We start from the raw sequence: 16353 nt of genomic DNA, 5'->3' as shown, positions 1-16353 counted from the left end.
ATCACCTACTTTGGGGGAGTAAACAATTTACCCAGCTTTATGTCGATTTCAGCAGCTTTTTTAAGTACTTGTTCTTTTGTCGGACCAGGTCCTCCCCTAAACTGTTTATAGAACTGGTTCCATTCTTTGCGTATTGTAGAAAGGTGTAAATCTGGATTTAATTCTCGAGGTATTCCCCGAAGATTCTCATAAGAATGGATTTCTTGCCATGAACACAATTCTGGAAAGCGGTTCAACATTTTTTGCTCAACTGCATGATGTACCACTACCTCTCCTTTTAGCTCCGGATGATGCATGAAAAATGTTTTCCTATAATCTTTAGTCGTAGCATGCCCTAATTCAATAGGCTTAATTTCTTTCTCAACCGGCTCCTTCCCGAAACCGCCGCCTGAAGATCCATCCCTCGAACTTTGCCGGTAATCCGGCTCATTCACATCCACTCTCATCCCTGTACCGGCTTCCTGCACCTGACTGCCCGGCATCCACTTTCTCGCGAACCGTTGCGTCCGGTTCTTGATCAGATCTGCCAGTTCGTCGACCAGCCTGCCGGCGGGTGTTCGCTTCAGGATCTGATCCGCCGCTACTGCCAGGATGACGGCACCGGCTTCCTGGGGAGGGAGTTTGCCCAGCTTTCGTCCCCACTCTTGGATGATGCCCATCGGGTCTTCCAAGAATTTTTTCATCGGCTCCGGGTTTTTCAGGATGTCCTGGACGGTGAGAGCCGCTCCCAGGGCGGTAAAGCCTCCGGCCAGGAAGCCGCCGCCGGTAGCGAGGGTGAGGACGCCGCCTGCCAAGGCGGTGGTAACGATGATCCCCGCTTTTTCCCAGCCGTTTAGTCCCTGCCACCAATCTGAGAGGCGGTCCAGCAAGCCCGCAAAGTAGGCGTCGGTCCAGTCGGGATTGATGGAAGGCCATCCGATGAGCAACAGCAGGGCTATCCCGGTAGCGAAAGCCCCCGCTAAAAAGACGGCCCGCTTCTCCACTGATTCCCGAAGAGTTTCTCGCTTCCCTGCTTCGCTCTCATGCAACAGGGAGAAACCCAACTCTCTCCGTTCCCGGATCAACAGCATTGCATGGCCCCAGATCTTCCGACCACGAAACAAAGACTGACAAACCGTGAGGAATTCGGTGACCGGTTCCAACACGGTTTCCCGAGGCAGGGAGGGAAGTTGATCCCGAACCCGGTTCAAGTCCCGGAAGTCGATCCAGATAGCGATCAGAATGGCCAGTACGAAGGTCCACTTGTAGAGGTGCCCATGGACTCCCAAAGTATAAAGAAAGGAGGCGAAATCGGGCATTGAATCGTTGTGGGCGTTCCATGCACCGTGGTCGAAGGTGGCCCAGCACCAGACGAGGACCGGGAGCAGGTAAGCCTTTTGGCCCCATTTTACTCTAAATTGGATGGCTAAGCCGATAGCCAGTGTGATCAGTCCCGTCCAAACTCCGTGACCGACTGAAATCGCCTCTCCGTCCTCGAAGGAGCCCGGAAAGAGGGTGAAGATCTCCCATTTTTGCTCGGTATCGGTGGCGAGACGGGCCAAGATGCCGAGCAGGCTGTTGTTCGAATCCGCCGTCACCCATCGGCGAACCACTTCTTCCATAAAATCGAAACCGACTCCCACCGCTGCCCCGGTCAGCATGTAATCCGTCAGGCTGAAGGATTGGGTGCGACGGGTGAACAGGAACAGCAGGAAAAAGGGCAAGAGTTTGACGCTTTCTTCCACGATCGGCCCGTAAATGTCGCTGCTCCAATCCTCCCCGATTGAGACGGAACCGTCGACGAACAATCCGTGGGTGCTGTAGATCATCAAGGCGGACAAAGGAGCGATGATCCAGGCTCCCACCGCAAACAACCGGGCATAGGGAGTCCAGGAAAATGTCTTGCTTCGGGATAAGAACCAAAACTGCCACAACAAATAATAGCTCCACAAAAACTGGATCAGCGCTTCCCGGGCCTGCGGGATGAAGATCCAGGCCAGCACAGCCAGAATCAACAGCAGCCAAGCCAGAACGATATAGACTTTTTTCAGCCGCGAAAGGAGCAGAGGATGCTTATCCGCCCACCGTTTTCGGCGTTGGTCCAGGTACTCCAGAAAGGCGGTTCCCAACCGGCGTAAGGATTCAACCAACTGCATCCCTCCTTGGTGGGACGATTGTAACTTATGATATTATGAGTAATTTTTAAATATAGTGTTCGATGAGTGAGGCAATTACTTTTTCCCTTTCCCTTTGTCAACCACAAAAACTTTCCAATTGATGCTATAATAATAGTTATACCTTATCTGACCGGTTTGCGGCAACAGGGTTCAACCGGTTAGACTTTGTTCGTTCTTTTTCCATTTCGTAAACACAAGATTTAATTCGGGGGAATTCCATGAAGCGTTCCATTTTGACCAATTGGCGAATGAAGTCGACAACAGAGGACTTTCCTCTTCATCTCTATTGGATGCCGGTTCGCGATTGGGATAACAAATATGCGGAAAACTATTCGGTCCTGTCGGATCTCCGGCGATTGAATGGTTGGCAGCCGATGGATTTTCGAGGGCAAGTCATCGCCTCCTTTGAACCGATTCGGGAGTGGGGTGAACACGCCTATTCAAATGTTGAGGTTCGACCGATCCGGAAGGAGGACGCCCATGAGCGAGCCGTATTGGAGCAAGTGCTGATGCGGAACATCGAGGCGGCTCAGCCGAAAAGGAAATACCGGATTCGCAATGGTCAGTTCACCATGGCAAAGCCCGGCTTTGAACATAGCGGAATCCGTGTCCATCCTACTTTTTGCTTACGGACAGAGGTCGATAAAACCGGATCAATCTTGATCGGGTTTCATCTGACCCATCGATTTCTTCATCGGAAGCATCTCGGGGAGTTGATCCGCAGTGGATCTTCTATGGTACGGGAAGGTGTAACAGTGGTGGATCGTTACCGGCATACTCGATACCGGTTTATTCGTGTAGATGAGCGGTTGGTAGGGCAGCCGTTTCAAGAGATTAGGCGTTCCTTGATTGATTACTACATCAACCGTAATCAGGGGTTCTTGGTGGAAAAGGTATCCCCGGAATCGACGGCGGTGATGGTAGCGGCCTCCAACGGGGAAGAACTACCTTTTATTCCTGATTTACTGACATTGGAAACCTCTTTTGAGCAATTGCCGCAGCCAGCCATCCGACCGATCTCACGACATGTCAAAATGTCGGCTCACGATAAGACGGAGCGGATGATCCAGTCGGTAGAGGAGATTTTACAGGCTTATCCCCGTTTGAAGTATGAGCGGAACGGATTGCTGGCGGCTGTACACGGGTTTGAATTGACCACCTTTTCCTCTCCCGTCCTCCGATTCGGTCAAAACCACACGAGTAAATCTACCTTTAAGGGGCTAAAAAATGGAGGTGTATTTAAAAACGAAACGGATAAATTGGACGTTACTTATTTAGTCGATGGGGAGATTATCCGAGAAATCCTGCAGGGAAAACCTAATGAACATCAGGTGGTCCGATTTATGAACGAGTTGGAGAACCAGTCCTTTTGGACTGGTGTGGATATTCATCGGATAAACACTACTTCACAACTCCGCCGGGTGATTTTTCAGGATCCGACTGAATTGCGTAAGAGTTTGAAAAGAATATCCTCCGATTTACATTGCTTAACGGTTATTATTACCAATGAAGAGCGAGCGGACCGCTGCTACGAAGCAATCAAGCAGGAACTTACGGGGAAAAAGGCGATTGCTACTCAGGTGGTTACCTTAAATACGGTGGAAATCAACCGAAAAGGAAAAGAGTATGCTTTTTTTAATTTATTGTTAGGCATCTATGGAAAAAGCGGGGTCATTCAGCCTTGGGTGTTGGCTCAATCCCTTCATTCGGACTGTTTTATCGGGTTGGATGTAAGCCATGATGACGGAAAACATGCTACAGGCATCGTGCAGGTGGTAGGGAAGGATGGGCGTATGTTGGACTCCAAGCCACTCAGAACGATAGAAAAAGGGGAGAAGATTGGCGAGGGAACTTATCTCGATTTGACCCTGGAAGCGATCCATCAATATGAAGAAACATTCGGGGAACGGCCTGAACATATAACCTTTCACCGGGATGGAAAGTGTTATGAAGAAGAGTTGAATCATGTTCGAAACATCATGGGAGACGAAGGAGTAAAGTTTGACTATATATCGGTGATCAAGGATTCGCAGACCCGTATAGCCCGATTCAGTGAGAATAATCGTTGGGAAACCGTATTGGGTGCGGCGTATATTAAAAAGGATTTAGCTTATCTTTGCTCCACGAACCCTCATGAAAGGATGGGAATGGCGAAGCCATTGAAGATCGAGCGCATGTCGGGCAACCTTCCCATGCAACAGGTCGTGTTGGATATTTTTCATTTATCCTACATGCATATCGGAGCATTGAATAAAACTCGTTTGCCGGTAACAACTCATTATGCGGACAAGAGCTCTACCCGTTTCAACCGGGGAATGCTCCCCTCTTATGGAGATGGAAAAGCGCTTTTGTTTTTGTGAGCGGATATATCAGCCTCCATTTAGTGATCGTAACGTTTTTCGAGCATTAGGAGCATGGGAAGGAGGAATCAATGAGCGTTCACATGATCAGGCTAGGCAATTGTATTAAAAAGAAAAGCCTATGTGGGTCGTCATTTCAGACAACAATATTCCACGACAATCAATAGTTTTTAAAAAACAAGCCTATGGTGAGAGAAATCAGTCTGGGGGGGATTTGCCGTGGTACTTGACAATGAAGGAAACGTAACTTCCGGTTTTGGAAATGTCCCGGGAAGAGATGCTTGATATGATGGGTTTGGAGGGAGATCTCCCCTAAAAAAATCTCCCCAAACACAGGATCCCTGACAACTCCTGTTAGGGATCCTGATATGATGGAGTTGGACACTCTGTCAAGGAGGTGAACATCGTGCGTCTCTTTTGTGCCTTTCAAGTCGAAAAATTGCCGGTGGACTATCGCATGGGGATCGTTTCGATCGTCAAAGAGAGCCTGAAACGTTCGGATCCTGCTTATTACCGGTACTGGTATGAAACGGATCCGCCGAAAATGAAGCCGTTTACTTTCTCCCCGTTTCTGAAAAATTTTACTTTCATGGGGGAGGAAATCGCCCTTGAACAGCTTCATGTCACATTCAGTTCCCCCGACCATGAATTTTTACTTCATTTGTACAACGGTTTACACGAGATCCGGGAGGTGCGTTATCGCTCTTATTCATTGAATAAGGCACGCTTGGACATGATTCCGGAGCAGACGGTGCAAACACCGGCTGTCCTTTTCAAGACGCGCTCTCCGATCCTCGTCGAGAATGCAGCGGGTCATCCGCTGGCACCGGAAGACGATGGATATGAAAGGGAACTGGCTTATATGGCGGACCTGACCTTGTCCAATTACCGCGGCTACGGCTTGCAGGAAGATCTTCGCGTGCAGCCGTTGCATATGAAAAGGCGGGTGTTGAAGGAGTCCAACCGTCGGTTCAGAGAACGACAGGCCGGTTATCTCTACTACACCACGTACCAAGGCACGTTGGCTTTGGGAGGAAATCCGCAAGACCTACACCTGTTGTACCAGCTCGGACTGGGATGGCGCCGCGGCTTCGGCCTGGGCTGTGTTGACGTTCTTCAGCAAGTGCAGGAGATTCCCGAAAAGGTGCAGGCGGGTTTATGATTACCAACGATAAGGAGGTGAGCTTATGAAGGTACGGATCGAACCGACAGACTGGACCATGACGATGGGAATTGTGGGGGTATCCAACATTGTCGAGTTCGGCAGAAAGAACCGGATCATCAGCCGCCATGAAGCGCGACGGATCAAGGTGGAACATGATGCCCTCGTCCTGGATCCCGATGCGCTGTCCTCGTTTCCCCGGGCCTACTTTGAATACATGGTTGATCAATACAGTTTGGCCAAGCGGGAGGATGAAAAATTGAATCAAGTGATGGAGGGGCTATCCAAGTCTGATCTTACGAAGGACGCTTTTCGTGCGGGGTTGAAATATGTTCGGGATACGATCAAAACCAACACGGATAAAGTTCTCAAATATTACGGAGATACCGAATGGGGGGAAGCGGTTAATAGTATTCAGGAAGGCTTGAAAGGGATCAAGAAGATGGAGCAGCTGAAGGAGCTGCAACAGTTCACGGACCGTTTCATCCGGGTGCTTTATGAACCGACGGTTGAACGAAAATTGACGGTTAATTATTTAAAATCGACGATTATGAAATCGTTTTTCGGACAACCTTCCTTTTTACAGGTGTCGGCCAATCGCCTCAGTTATGAGGAGCACATTGAAAAGTTTTATCAGGATTATATTCTGCCGGTGGTTTGGGAAGCTGAATTGCGGACAACGGTTCAAGAGGCCGCAGCAGTGGATGAAGTGTTGACTTTTTTGGACGAACATCGAGACTACGGTCCATTTAAGGCGATCAAAAAGGCTGTGAAGAAAAAAGATTGGGCTGATATGCGGACTTATTTTGATGAGCAGGTGTCACAATGTACCTTGATCAATGGACAGATGGCAACGACGAACTATGAAGAAATGGTGTTTTCTCCACTCGGCATTTCGCGGGCAAAAAATATAAACTTCAATTGGAATTTGGCTAAAGACGAAACTGTCCCCATTTCCGCGTTGGCAAAACTGATCCTGTTTTGCGCGCCGGCGGGGGCTGCCGTTTATACCCGAAAAGACGGCTTCGGAAAACAAGGAGAGTTTCGCAGATATATGGGCTTTGTCCAATCGGATACCCCGATTCCAGATATCATCAGGAAAAATAATCATTTCCGGATCGCCAAACGTCGTGATGAGCCCTTTGACCGCATTGTCAGCCAGATGATCGAAAATGTGGAACGGGAAGCGGGCTATGTGGCAGATCACCTGTTGTTCATCGAGTTTTCTGCGGATTACGATTCCAAAAAAACACTGTTGGATTATTATCATTTGCCGCCGTATTTGGCTCATTATTTAAACAGCCATGCCCGGGAGTTGGAGCATATCCGCCCGTGGGAATATCGGGAACGGTTTATCCGCTATGTCTTGAGAGGCGAGGATCCCCGTCACGTCATTACCCGCTTATTGCGCCAAAGTGTGGAAGGTGGTTACGGCGGGTGGAGTGCCTACGTTGCGGTGAGAGAACGTTATCGCCTGCGCCGATATGCAGAACATTTGCGAGAAGGGGGCTCTGCAATGGATGCCAAAGAGAGACGGGTGCGTGCCGTGTATCGGGTGTACCGAAGCGGTGCGGACATCCGGGAGCTGTTCAATCAACGGGGGCCGCGGGAAGGAGCGCCGGAAGACCAGTATACGGCCAGCGGCGCCAAAAAAATCAGCGGCATCGCTTACCGGTTGTTGAATGCCGCCAATGCCAACAACCGCAAAAGTTTCATGGATACGCTGATGCGTCTTTATATGTCGGCGGACAAGCCGGTGCCGACGTTTTTTCTGGACGCGTTGCATGAGCGGGAGCTGGATTTTCACACAGTGGCCAACGCTTTTGTCGCCGGGTTATTATCTGAGAAGTATGAAGCATCCAAAGAACAAAACGAAGAAGGAGTGACCGCCAGTGAGTAAGGCGCTCTCATTTACGGGTGTGTTTCAAGCCAATTCGTTGAACTACGGGGAAGGGATCGCCAACATATCGGAGTTGAAAAAGTTTCACCGGGCCAACGGAGAGGTGTACACTTTTGCGTCCCGGCAAAGCCTGCGTTATGACATTGTTCGGCTGGGCAACCAGCTGTACGAGTGGAATCTGAATACGGTGGACAAAGCGAGTGGTGTTATCCAATTCAAAAAAGATGTCACCATCAAAGATTCAGTGGAAATGGATTTGTTCGGCTATTTGAAGACGGCCAAGCAATCGCAAAAGCGTCCCGCCGTGGCTCGGCTCAGCCATGCCATCTCTCTGGAGCCGTACCGCAGCGACATGGAGTTTCTGAATAACATGGGACTGGCGGAGCGCATCGGGGAGACTCCCAACTTAGCCAACATTGAACAACATGAAAGCTTGTATACCTATACGCTAACCTTGGATCTGGATCGTGTCGGTGTCGATGCCAACGGAGAGATTGAGTTGGATCCGGAGATCAAAGCCGCCCGTGTGCAACAACTGTTGGATATTATGAAGATTTTAAACCGCGAAATCCGCGGTAGGCAGGAAAATTTAGCCCCCCTCTTTGTGGTCGGCGGTGTGTATGAGGTGGCCAACCCGTTTTTTCTCGGCAAAGTCCAGCTGGATCAAGCGGCGAAAGGTTGGACCTTGGACTTGAAGCCGATTCAGGCGGTGATGGAACAAACTTTTGCCGGTCGTTCCGTCGGTGAAGAGACACGGATCGGTTTTATCCCCGGTATATTCGATAACGAAACGGCCTTCCGGGAGGCCTTCGGGGAACGGGTGGATTCGGTCGAATCCTTCTTCCATCGGCTCAGTGAAGAGGTGTCCGCATATTACGGAGTGTCTTTATGAAAACTTTACGGTTGAAACTGTTTCAGGAGACGGCCTGTTACAAAAAACCGTTGGCCTTTAAAGTGGGGGAGACATATCCGCTCCCCCCTTACTCCACGGTTAAAGGCTGGGCTCATGCCCTTCTCGATGCAGATCGGTTCATCCCGATGCGCGTCAGTGTCCAGGGTCGTTATGAGACGAAGTTGGTGGATTATCAAACTCACTATTTGTTCAAAAAGCGCGATGTGGCAGAGTTTCCTCTCGTACTGAACGGCCTGGGAATCGAATCCTATAATTATCAAAAAATAAATAAAATGCCTCTTTACACACACCTGTTGTATGGGGTGGAGCTGTTATTGCATATCGAGGCGGAGGAGAATATACTTCGGGAGCTACAAGAGCGGATCGAACGAGCGGAAGAGCATTTCAGCCTCGGACGGTGGGAAGATTTGGCCCGTGTCGATGAATGCCGCTTGACCGAGGTGGGGGAACTGGAAGACGAAAAAACACTGCCCATGAACGCATATGTTCCCCGCCGTTCGGTGATGCACAAACGTCACATACCCTACCAGTTGAACTGGAAGTACGATATCCACAACGGGGTTCGCCGCTGGCAAAAAATTTCTGTCGGCTATGTGCTGGCCGGTCTGTCATTGATGCCCGGCCAAGGGTTGGTCGATGATAAAGGCGATCCGGTCGTTTTTCACGATCAGTTAGAGCAATAAAGAGACTTGCGAACAATGTTAAGACATCCGAGAGGGTTCCTGCAGAGGGCCCTCTTTTCTTGAAATACGGATACAAGGGGGAACCGATGGTGTATGCCAAATCCGAGCCGGTGGAAACGATTCGGGAGCATACGGAACAGTTACTGACGGAGTATAAACGATTGCGTAAAGCCTATGGTGACCGGCTGGCGGTGCTGTCGGAACGGGATTGGGAACTGCTGGAGATGATTGTGCGCTACCATGATGTGGGTAAGGCGGATGGTGTGTTTCAGAACCGTATCCGTCAACAACGCGGAGAAGAGAAGCTGTTCGTTGCCCATGACCGCACCATACCACATAATTATCTGTCTGTCGGACTCGTTCCCTTCCACCGTTATGATCTGACGGAAAATGAGAAACGCTTGTTCATCCACGCCGTCGGTTATCATCATGAACGGAAACAGGAGCCTGTCAAGGCGTTCATTCAGGAAGCGCTGGAAACGGATTTGCTGCCGAAACGGGAAGCGATCACCCGACACATGGAGTTGCCGGTGACGGAGCGGTTATCGGTGGAGTTCGTCGATTATTTACAGAAGCGATACACCCCGTCTGACCCGGAGTTTTTCCGCTATATCATGTTGAAAGGGTTATTACACCGTCTCGATCATGCGGCTTCCGCTCACGTACCGGTCGAAGCCGGGGTGGATGAACCGGTTGGGATCTATACGGACCGGTTTATGGACGGTCGGGGCTTTCAAAAAAATGAGTTGCAGAGGTTCGCGGAAGCGAACCGGGATCGAAACGTGATCGCCATCGCCCAAACCGGGATGGGCAAAACGGAAGCGGCTCTGTTGTGGGCCGGGGAGGACAAGACCTTTTTCACTTTACCGCTCAGGGTGAGCATCAATGCCATTTACAGCCGGATCACCGAAGACGAAGGGATGGCTTATTCGGCGGCCGGGTTGCTTCACTCCACCGCTCAAGATTACTTGGATGAGAACGGCGGGGAGCATTGGGAGAAACTGTACGACCAATCCCGGCAGCTGTCCAACAAGTTATTGCTGACCACCATTGATCAAATCCTGAAGTTTCCGTTTTATTACCGCGGCTTTGAAAAAGAATTGGCTACGATGGCCGGGGCCAAAGTGATTATCGATGAAATCCAGGTCTATGATCCGGATATCGCGGCCATGCTTGTCAAATCGTTGGAGATGATCCGCCGGGTGGGCGGTCGGTTTATGGTGATGACGGCTACGATGCCGACTTTGTATCTGGAAGAATTGCGGGCTTTGGATGGGATCGACATGGATCGCGTGGCGCAAGGGGAGTTCGTCGACCCGGATTTGACCCGTCATCGCATTCAATTGCGGGAGAGCGTCGTGGAGGATCATCTGGATGAGGTGGCTGAGAGAGGAAGAGATAAACAGGTGTTGATCATTGTCAACACGGTGCGCCGGGCGGTTCAATTGTATGAGAGGTTGCACGAGATCGCCGGTGATGAGGTTTACCTGCTTCACTCCCAGTTTACTCGGGAAGACCGTCAGTTATTGGAGGGAGAGATCCGGCATTTTAACGAGCAAGAAAAACATCCCGGCGTCTGGATTACCACGCAACTGGTGGAAGCGAGTATCGATATCGATTTCGATGAACTGCATACCGAGCTTTCCGTGTTGGACAGCTTCTTCCAACGGTTGGGCCGCTGTTATCGCAAACGGAAGTTGGATCACCAACAACCCAATGTCTTTGTTTATACTGATCTGAACCGGATTTCCGGTATCGGTCGCAACAATGTATACGATCGTTCCTTGGTCGAGAAAGGGTTGGCACTGCTCGATGAATATGACGGGGCAATTCTGGACGAGCCATCCAAAGTGGAGTTGGTGCGCAAACTTTATCACCCGGATTATTTGTCAGGCACGGATTTTCTGGAGCAATTCGAAGAGGCTATGGATTTTTTCGATAGTTTGGACCCCTTTAAGATGACGGAAAAAGAAGCGCAACAAAAGCTGCGCAAAATCCAAAACATCACGGTAATTCCCGGGAATTTGTTCGATGAATGGACAGACGAGGTTGAAGTATACCGAACAGCGCCACGGTCGGAAAAAAGAGCATTCAGAAAAGCCATCCAACGCCAAACGATCAGCTTGCCCCAATCGATGTTTTACGGAAAAGATGCGGCGGGTGAACCGTTGCAAAAAAGGCTCTTGCGCCGGGTCGTGGACAATCCTCGTGATCCGTTAAGCGACGTCTGGGTACTGGATGCCCATTATGAGTTCAATCCAGAAACATGTCAAGGGAAGGGAATTTCGTTTCAACTCGAAAAGCAGGATTTATTTACGTGATCGAACCCGTCTTTGGAGGTGAAAAAATGACGACCTCGATCAGCGGAATTCAGGTTCACTACTATTCAGTTTGCCAACGGAAGTTGTGGCTGTTTTCCAAAGGAATCTCTATGGAAAATGAGTATGATCGTGTGGTGGAAGGCCAGGTATTACACGAACGTTCCTATCCGTTTCTAGAAAAGAAAGAGCAAATGATCGACAACACGTTTAAAATTGATGCGGTGGACGGCGAATACGTGCGTGAAGTGAAAATATCCAGCAAAATGGCAGAGGCGGACCGCATGCAGATGTTGTATTACTTGTACCAATTGCGTCTGCGAGGAGTGAATAAGAAAGGCCTGATCAGCTATACGAAAGAGCGGAAAACGGAAGAAATCGTATGGACTCCCGGGGATGAAAAAAAGTTGAAAGATGTCCTCCACCGTATCCGCCGATTGCTGGATCAGCCCCAACCACCCCCGTTTCGGCGTTTACCCTATTGCACCAAGTGTGCATACCGTTCCTTTTGTTTTGCGAAGGAGGTGGTGGAGGAATGAGTGACCATTATATTTTTTCCAATGGACGGATCAAACGTAAGCAGAACACGATTTATTTTGAATCCAAAGAGGGTCGGCAAAAGGCATTACCGGTGGAACGAGTGGATAATCTGCATTTATTCGGCGAAGTGGATTTGAATTCCAAACTATTGAACTTACTGACAAGGTATGATGTCCGACTCCATTTTTACAATTATTACGGCTACTATACCGGTACGTACTACCCACGCACCAAAAACATATCCGGTTACACAGTCGTTCAGCAAAGCGCGCATTATCTGGATTCGGCAAAACGTTATTATCTGGCTTCTGCGTTCGTGGACTCCGGTGTTCATCACATGCTGCGCAATTTAAGGCGTCATCAAGAAAAAACGGGTGCGTATATCGATACCATTCAGGCGGAGCGGGCATACATTTTTGACAGACAGACCATCCCTGAACTGATGGGGATCGAAGGACGGATCAGACAAACGTATTATCAAAGTTTGAATCGGGTTTTGAAGTCCGACTTTCTATTTGAAAAACGAAGCAAACAGCCCCCTGCCGATCCTCTCAATGCGCTCCTGTCGTTTGGGAACAGTTTAATGTATACGACGGTGTTGGCAGAAGTGTACAAGACCGTGTTGCATCCGGCGATCAGCTTTCTGCATGAGCCATCCAGCAAACGCTTTTCCCTCAGTCTGGATTTGGCGGAGATTTTTAAACCGCTGATTGTGGATCCGTTCATTCTATCTTTGGTTAATAACCGGGTTATCGGTAAGAAACATTTTCAACGTTTCGAAGGGATGGTCTTATTGAATGAGGAAGGGAAAAAAAGATTTATCAGGGAATGGGAAAAGAAACTGGCGACCACGGTAAAGCACAGGACACTAAAGCGGAAAGTGTCCTATCGGCTGTTCATCCGCTTGGAGTGCTACAAGATGATCAAACATTTTATCGGTGATGAGCGGTATCGTCCGTTAAAAGCATGGTGGTAACGGTGAATGTGTATAGGGGACCGGTGAAAGGGGGGATCGGGGTGTACGTGATTATCACCTACGATGTTGGTGAGAAGCGGGTGCACAAAGTTTGCAAAAAGCTGAGAGAATATTTAACATGGACTCAGAATTCGGTGTTCGAAGGATCCATCGGCAAAGGCAAACTGACCCGGTGTATGCACGAGTTGGATGGCATCATCCATGCGGATGAAGACTCCATTTATTTGTACCAAGTGAACAATCCGAATCACATACAAAAGAAAGTGTACGGGCAGGAAAAAAGTTTTGACGATTTGTTTTTGTAGTGAATCAAGCATGTATGAAATCAGTGGTTTGCAGTAAACCGGATTGTGGGAGAAATCTCCGCAATCCCTCGTCCGACAACGAATAGAAAAGAGTTCCAACTTGTCCGGGGAAAAAGAACTTCAGCTTTACTGCAGGTCGTAAATCAAGTAGAATATCAAAAAAACCGTCATGAGCGGGATGATCGTTTGTCTATTTAAGGGGTTTTAGATGAACGTAGTGGGATATAAAGGGTGTGGGCGCTGACCGAATTAATGCTTGGAAACGAGTGTTTTAGATGAACGTAGTGGGATATAAAGATAGTATTATTCGACTAAACCCTCTGATTTTCATGCAGTTTTAGATGAACGTAGTGGGATATAAAGATGGTCACGTCATCGGTTCTGAGCCGTCCGGTATTGATGTTTTAGATGAACGTAGTGGGATATAAAGATAAATTTCGGCTTCCACTTCCTCCGGCACGAGGATTTCGTTTTAGATGAACGTAGTGGGATATAAAGCTAGTTAAGGTTATGGTTTCGCCGCCACCCGTTTTGGTGTTTTAGATGAACGTAGTGGGATATAAAGTCGGGTGGATAATCGTATGCCAACAATATATACATCGTTTTAGATGAACGTAGTGGGATATAAAGGGAACCATCTGAAACCGGCTCAACCGTTTCAATAGTTCGTGTTTTAGATGAACGTAGTGGGATATAAAGTTTCTGGTACAATTCAAAATGAACTTGAGAGGAGGAATGGTTTTAGATGAACGTAGTGGGATATAAAGCGTTATAACAATCGGCGGATGTATCCTCAAAAACCAGTTTTAGATGAACGTAGTGGGATATAAAGGAGTTAAGGGAGTGTTTTTAATTGGAGGCATTAGAATGGTTTTAGATGAACGTAGTGGGATATAAAGTCACTCATCCGCACCTCCACCGCGCCTTTAACAGTACAAGGTTTTAGATGAACGTAGTGGGATATAAAGTTGAGATTCCCGAGCTGGCCCCGTACATTAACATCGGTTTTAGATGAACGTAGTGGGATATAAAGGGTTTTGAAATCGAAACAACATTCACCGTTGGTGTTTGTTTTAGATGAACGTAGTGGGATATAAAGATTGGCAGTCCGTGCGCCGCGAGGGAAAATATTGTCCTTAGTTTTAGATGAACGTAGTGGGATATAAAGAGGACCAACCGGAAACTCGCAAGGAACGGCTCGTTCCGTTTTAGATGAACGTAGTGGGATATAAAAGAACCCAATTTGACACACCCATAATCGTTCCCGTTCCGGAAGAGGATCTGGAACGTTTCCAAAAATTATACACTTGGTATCGCTGAATAAAGGCTGCTAACCCCATATATCTGGATGACTGAAATGGAGGCCTTACTTCCTTCGATAATGACCAGAATGCGTGGAATGGTTAAAGCCTTCGATTCATCAGATCCATGAGCGAAGGATTTGCTTCCTTTGAAGAATGCAAATAGATTAATAAGGAATCAATATTAAGAACCTAAATGCCAGAACGAACAGTGGATGTGGGCAATCGTCGCTCTTTTTTCCTCCCTTCGGTTGTTTCGGTTGACTTGGGTCTTCTTTCGACAAATGGTTTTCTTCATATACGGGCAAAGAGGCCTCGTTAACACCGAAAAGTCAGTCACAACAAGCTTCTATCTGAACTTTCCCAAGATAAAAACAAAAACCCCGTGTCAACGGGGTTTTCGAGGCTGCTGACAAAGTATGTAGGTCAGCAGCCTTTTTATGTCGAATAAAAAGAAGGAGAACCGAAGGTAAAGGACGGATGAGGATGTTCCGAACAGAGACCATCGACAAGGCAGCTTGGAAATGGTAAACATCGAGGATCTGGTACCGGAGGACCACTTGCTTCGTCGCATTCAGGCAACCATCGATTTCTCGTTCATCGCCGATAAAACCCGCCCTCTTTATGCCGAAGATCAAGGACGTCCATGTCTGGATCCGGTCAAGCTGTTCAAGATGTTGTTTGTAGGGTATCTGTATGGCATCCTCTCCGAGCAGCGGTTGGTCGAGGAAATTCGCGTCAATGTGGCATATCGGTGGTTTGCCGGTTTTTCCTTAACCGATCCGATTCCTCATGCGTCGACCTTCAGCCAAAACCGTCGTCAGCAGTGCCAAGCCTGTCCGCTTCTCGCACAATGCACCCACGCCAAAAACCACGTCAAAACCGTGAACCGCCACGTTTGGAAAGATGCCAAGGAATGGGTTCGACAAAATCGATTGAGTGAGCGAGGAAAAGCCCTCCACAAGCGGCGAAAAGAGACGATTGAGCGAGGTTTTCGCCGATGCCAAAGAGTTGCATGGACTACGATACGCACGGATGAGGGGGCTTGCCAAAAGTGACCGAGCAATGCCTCCTGACTGCTGTGTGCCAAAACCTCAGAAAGATGGCAAAGCTCCTCTGGAAGAGGAGCAAAGGGCCCGGGAGAGGTCTGTATGTCCTTTTTTTCTTCGACGGATTTTGCCGAAAACCAAACCCCCGTTTCAACCACGGTTGAAAAAACGGGGGTTTGTCAATAATCTCAACCCCGTGTCAACCAACGGGGTTTTCTCTGCTAAAGAGGAGGTCGCTTGACTTGGGGATTCGGGTTCAGTTGTTCTTGCTGGGTTTCAGTGATTGAAGGGTCTCCCGCATTGTTTCCGTCAAGGGAATGCTTTTCTGTTCATGGTAGTTGTAGTGAACCATGACGGCGCGGCCGACGGCGATGAGTTCTTCGGTATCCCGGTCGGAAATGTGGTGCAGGACGGTAAAACTGCTTTTGCCGATCCGCTCGATCTCCGTCGTCACCTTCAGCCATTGGGCGAAGGAGGCCTGGGATTGGTATTCGCAGCTGGTGGAAGCGACAATTAATTTCCAGTTGTTCAGATCCATCTCGGGGTCCAGCATTTCAAACAACTCGATCCGTGCAGTTTCCATATAGGTGTAGTAAACCGCATTATTGACATGACCCAATCCGTCACATTCGTTGAAACGCACTTGCAAGGTGGTGGATAGCGGCATGGACGGTCCCCCTTTAAATGGCT

General features: G+C 48.7%; 11 protein-coding genes, 2 pseudogenes and 1 CRISPR repeat array. Of the genes and pseudogenes, 11 read left to right on the top strand and 2 right to left on the bottom strand.

All coding sequences use genetic code 11. The features are described 5' to 3' along the window. Positions 1 to 5 precede the first annotated feature (5 nt). Positions 6 to 2129: a PrsW family glutamic-type intramembrane protease gene (locus CHM34_RS11040; protein ID WP_169713701.1), complete on the bottom strand. Its 2124-nt coding sequence runs from the start codon at positions 2127 to 2129 to the stop codon at positions 6 to 8. Positions 2130 to 2374: 245 nt separating this feature from the next. On the opposite strand from CHM34_RS11040, the gene CHM34_RS11035 reads away from it, so the two are divergent. The 11 genes and pseudogenes from CHM34_RS11035 to CHM34_RS20355 all read left to right on the top strand — a co-directional run. After that, on the top strand, positions 2375 to 4516 hold the full coding sequence (locus tag CHM34_RS11035) for a Piwi domain-containing protein (protein ID WP_094264667.1): 2142 nt from the start codon (positions 2375 to 2377) through the stop codon (positions 4514 to 4516). 406 nt (positions 4517 to 4922) lie between these two features. Beyond that, positions 4923 to 5678, top strand: coding sequence for a CRISPR-associated endoribonuclease Cas6 (cas6, locus tag CHM34_RS11030; RefSeq protein WP_094264666.1), 756 nt, complete (start codon positions 4923 to 4925; stop codon positions 5676 to 5678). A 25-nt stretch (positions 5679 to 5703) separates the two neighbouring features. After that, positions 5704 to 7578 (top strand): hypothetical protein, encoded by a 1875-nt coding sequence (locus CHM34_RS11025; RefSeq protein ID WP_094264665.1) that lies wholly within the window; start codon positions 5704 to 5706, stop codon positions 7576 to 7578. Continuing rightward, positions 7571 to 8470 carry a type I-B CRISPR-associated protein Cas7/Cst2/DevR gene (gene cas7i, locus CHM34_RS11020; RefSeq protein ID WP_094264664.1) on the top strand — a complete coding sequence of 300 codons (900 nt, stop codon included), beginning with the start codon at positions 7571 to 7573 and terminating at the stop codon, positions 8468 to 8470. Before CHM34_RS11025 ends, cas7i begins: the two co-directional genes overlap by 8 nt. Continuing rightward, positions 8467 to 9174, top strand: coding sequence for a type I-B CRISPR-associated protein Cas5b (cas5b, locus tag CHM34_RS11015; RefSeq protein WP_094264663.1), 708 nt, complete (start codon positions 8467 to 8469; stop codon positions 9172 to 9174). Before cas7i ends, cas5b begins: the two co-directional genes overlap by 4 nt. Positions 9175 to 9260: 86 nt before the next feature. Then, the gene (locus CHM34_RS11010) at positions 9261 to 11495 is read left to right on the top strand and encodes a CRISPR-associated helicase/endonuclease Cas3 (RefSeq protein ID WP_094264793.1); all 2235 of its coding nucleotides are present in this window, start codon (positions 9261 to 9263) and stop codon (positions 11493 to 11495) included. Between the two features lie 26 nt (positions 11496 to 11521). Further along, positions 11522 to 12031: a CRISPR-associated protein Cas4 gene (gene cas4 / locus CHM34_RS11005; RefSeq protein ID WP_094264662.1), complete on the top strand. Its 510-nt coding sequence runs from the start codon at positions 11522 to 11524 to the stop codon at positions 12029 to 12031. Further along, complete coding sequence (gene cas1b, locus CHM34_RS11000) at positions 12028 to 13008, top strand: type I-B CRISPR-associated endonuclease Cas1b (RefSeq protein ID WP_094264661.1); 981 nt, start codon at positions 12028 to 12030, stop codon at positions 13006 to 13008. The genes cas4 and cas1b overlap by 4 nt, the downstream gene beginning before the upstream one ends. Positions 13009 to 13049: 41 nt before the next feature. Next, positions 13050 to 13313, top strand: a complete 264-nt coding sequence (gene cas2, locus CHM34_RS10995) for a CRISPR-associated endonuclease Cas2 (RefSeq protein WP_094264792.1) — start codon at positions 13050 to 13052, stop codon at positions 13311 to 13313. Positions 13314 to 13514: 201 nt separating this feature from the next. Beyond that, a CRISPR array of direct repeats spans positions 13515 to 14547; the repeat unit is 29 nt; unit sequence GTTTTAGATGAACGTAGTGGGATATAAAG. 591 nt (positions 14548 to 15138) lie between these two features. Beyond that, a pseudogene (locus CHM34_RS20360) lies at positions 15139 to 15441 on the top strand (transposase); the annotation flags it as partial. Then, positions 15442 to 15743, top strand: a pseudogene (locus CHM34_RS20355) (transposase); the annotation flags it as partial. It abuts the pseudogene before it with no gap. Between the two features lie 176 nt (positions 15744 to 15919). Here CHM34_RS20355 and CHM34_RS10985 read toward each other — a convergent pair. Further along, positions 15920 to 16330 (bottom strand): acyl-CoA thioesterase, encoded by a 411-nt coding sequence (locus CHM34_RS10985; RefSeq protein ID WP_094264660.1) that lies wholly within the window; start codon positions 16328 to 16330, stop codon positions 15920 to 15922. Between the last annotated feature and the right edge of the window lie 23 nt (positions 16331 to 16353).

The organism is Paludifilum halophilum (genome assembly GCF_002245355.1).
GTDB classification, from domain to species: Bacteria; Bacillota; Bacilli; order Thermoactinomycetales; family DSM-45169; genus Paludifilum; species Paludifilum halophilum.
The sequence above is the reverse complement of the archived record's forward strand: the minus strand, read 5'-3'. Positions and strand labels throughout refer to the sequence as shown.

Bases quoted from the DNA above. Each gene is read 5' to 3' on its own strand.
- CHM34_RS11025 (WP_094264665.1), top strand. From the start codon at position 5,704: ATGAAGGTACGGATCGAACCGACAGACTGGACCATGACGATGGGAATT.
- cas5b (WP_094264663.1), top strand. From the start codon at position 8,467: ATGAAAACTTTACGGTTGAAACTGTTTCAGGAGACGGCCTGTTACAAA.
- CHM34_RS10985 (WP_094264660.1), bottom strand. From the start codon at position 16,330: ATGCCGCTATCCACCACCTTGCAAGTGCGTTTCAACGAATGTGACGGA.
- cas4 (WP_094264662.1), top strand. From the start codon at position 11,522: ATGACGACCTCGATCAGCGGAATTCAGGTTCACTACTATTCAGTTTGC.
- cas1b (WP_094264661.1), top strand. From the start codon at position 12,028: ATGAGTGACCATTATATTTTTTCCAATGGACGGATCAAACGTAAGCAG.
- CHM34_RS11035 (WP_094264667.1), top strand. From the start codon at position 2,375: ATGAAGCGTTCCATTTTGACCAATTGGCGAATGAAGTCGACAACAGAG.
- CHM34_RS11010 (WP_094264793.1), top strand. From the start codon at position 9,261: ATGGTGTATGCCAAATCCGAGCCGGTGGAAACGATTCGGGAGCATACG.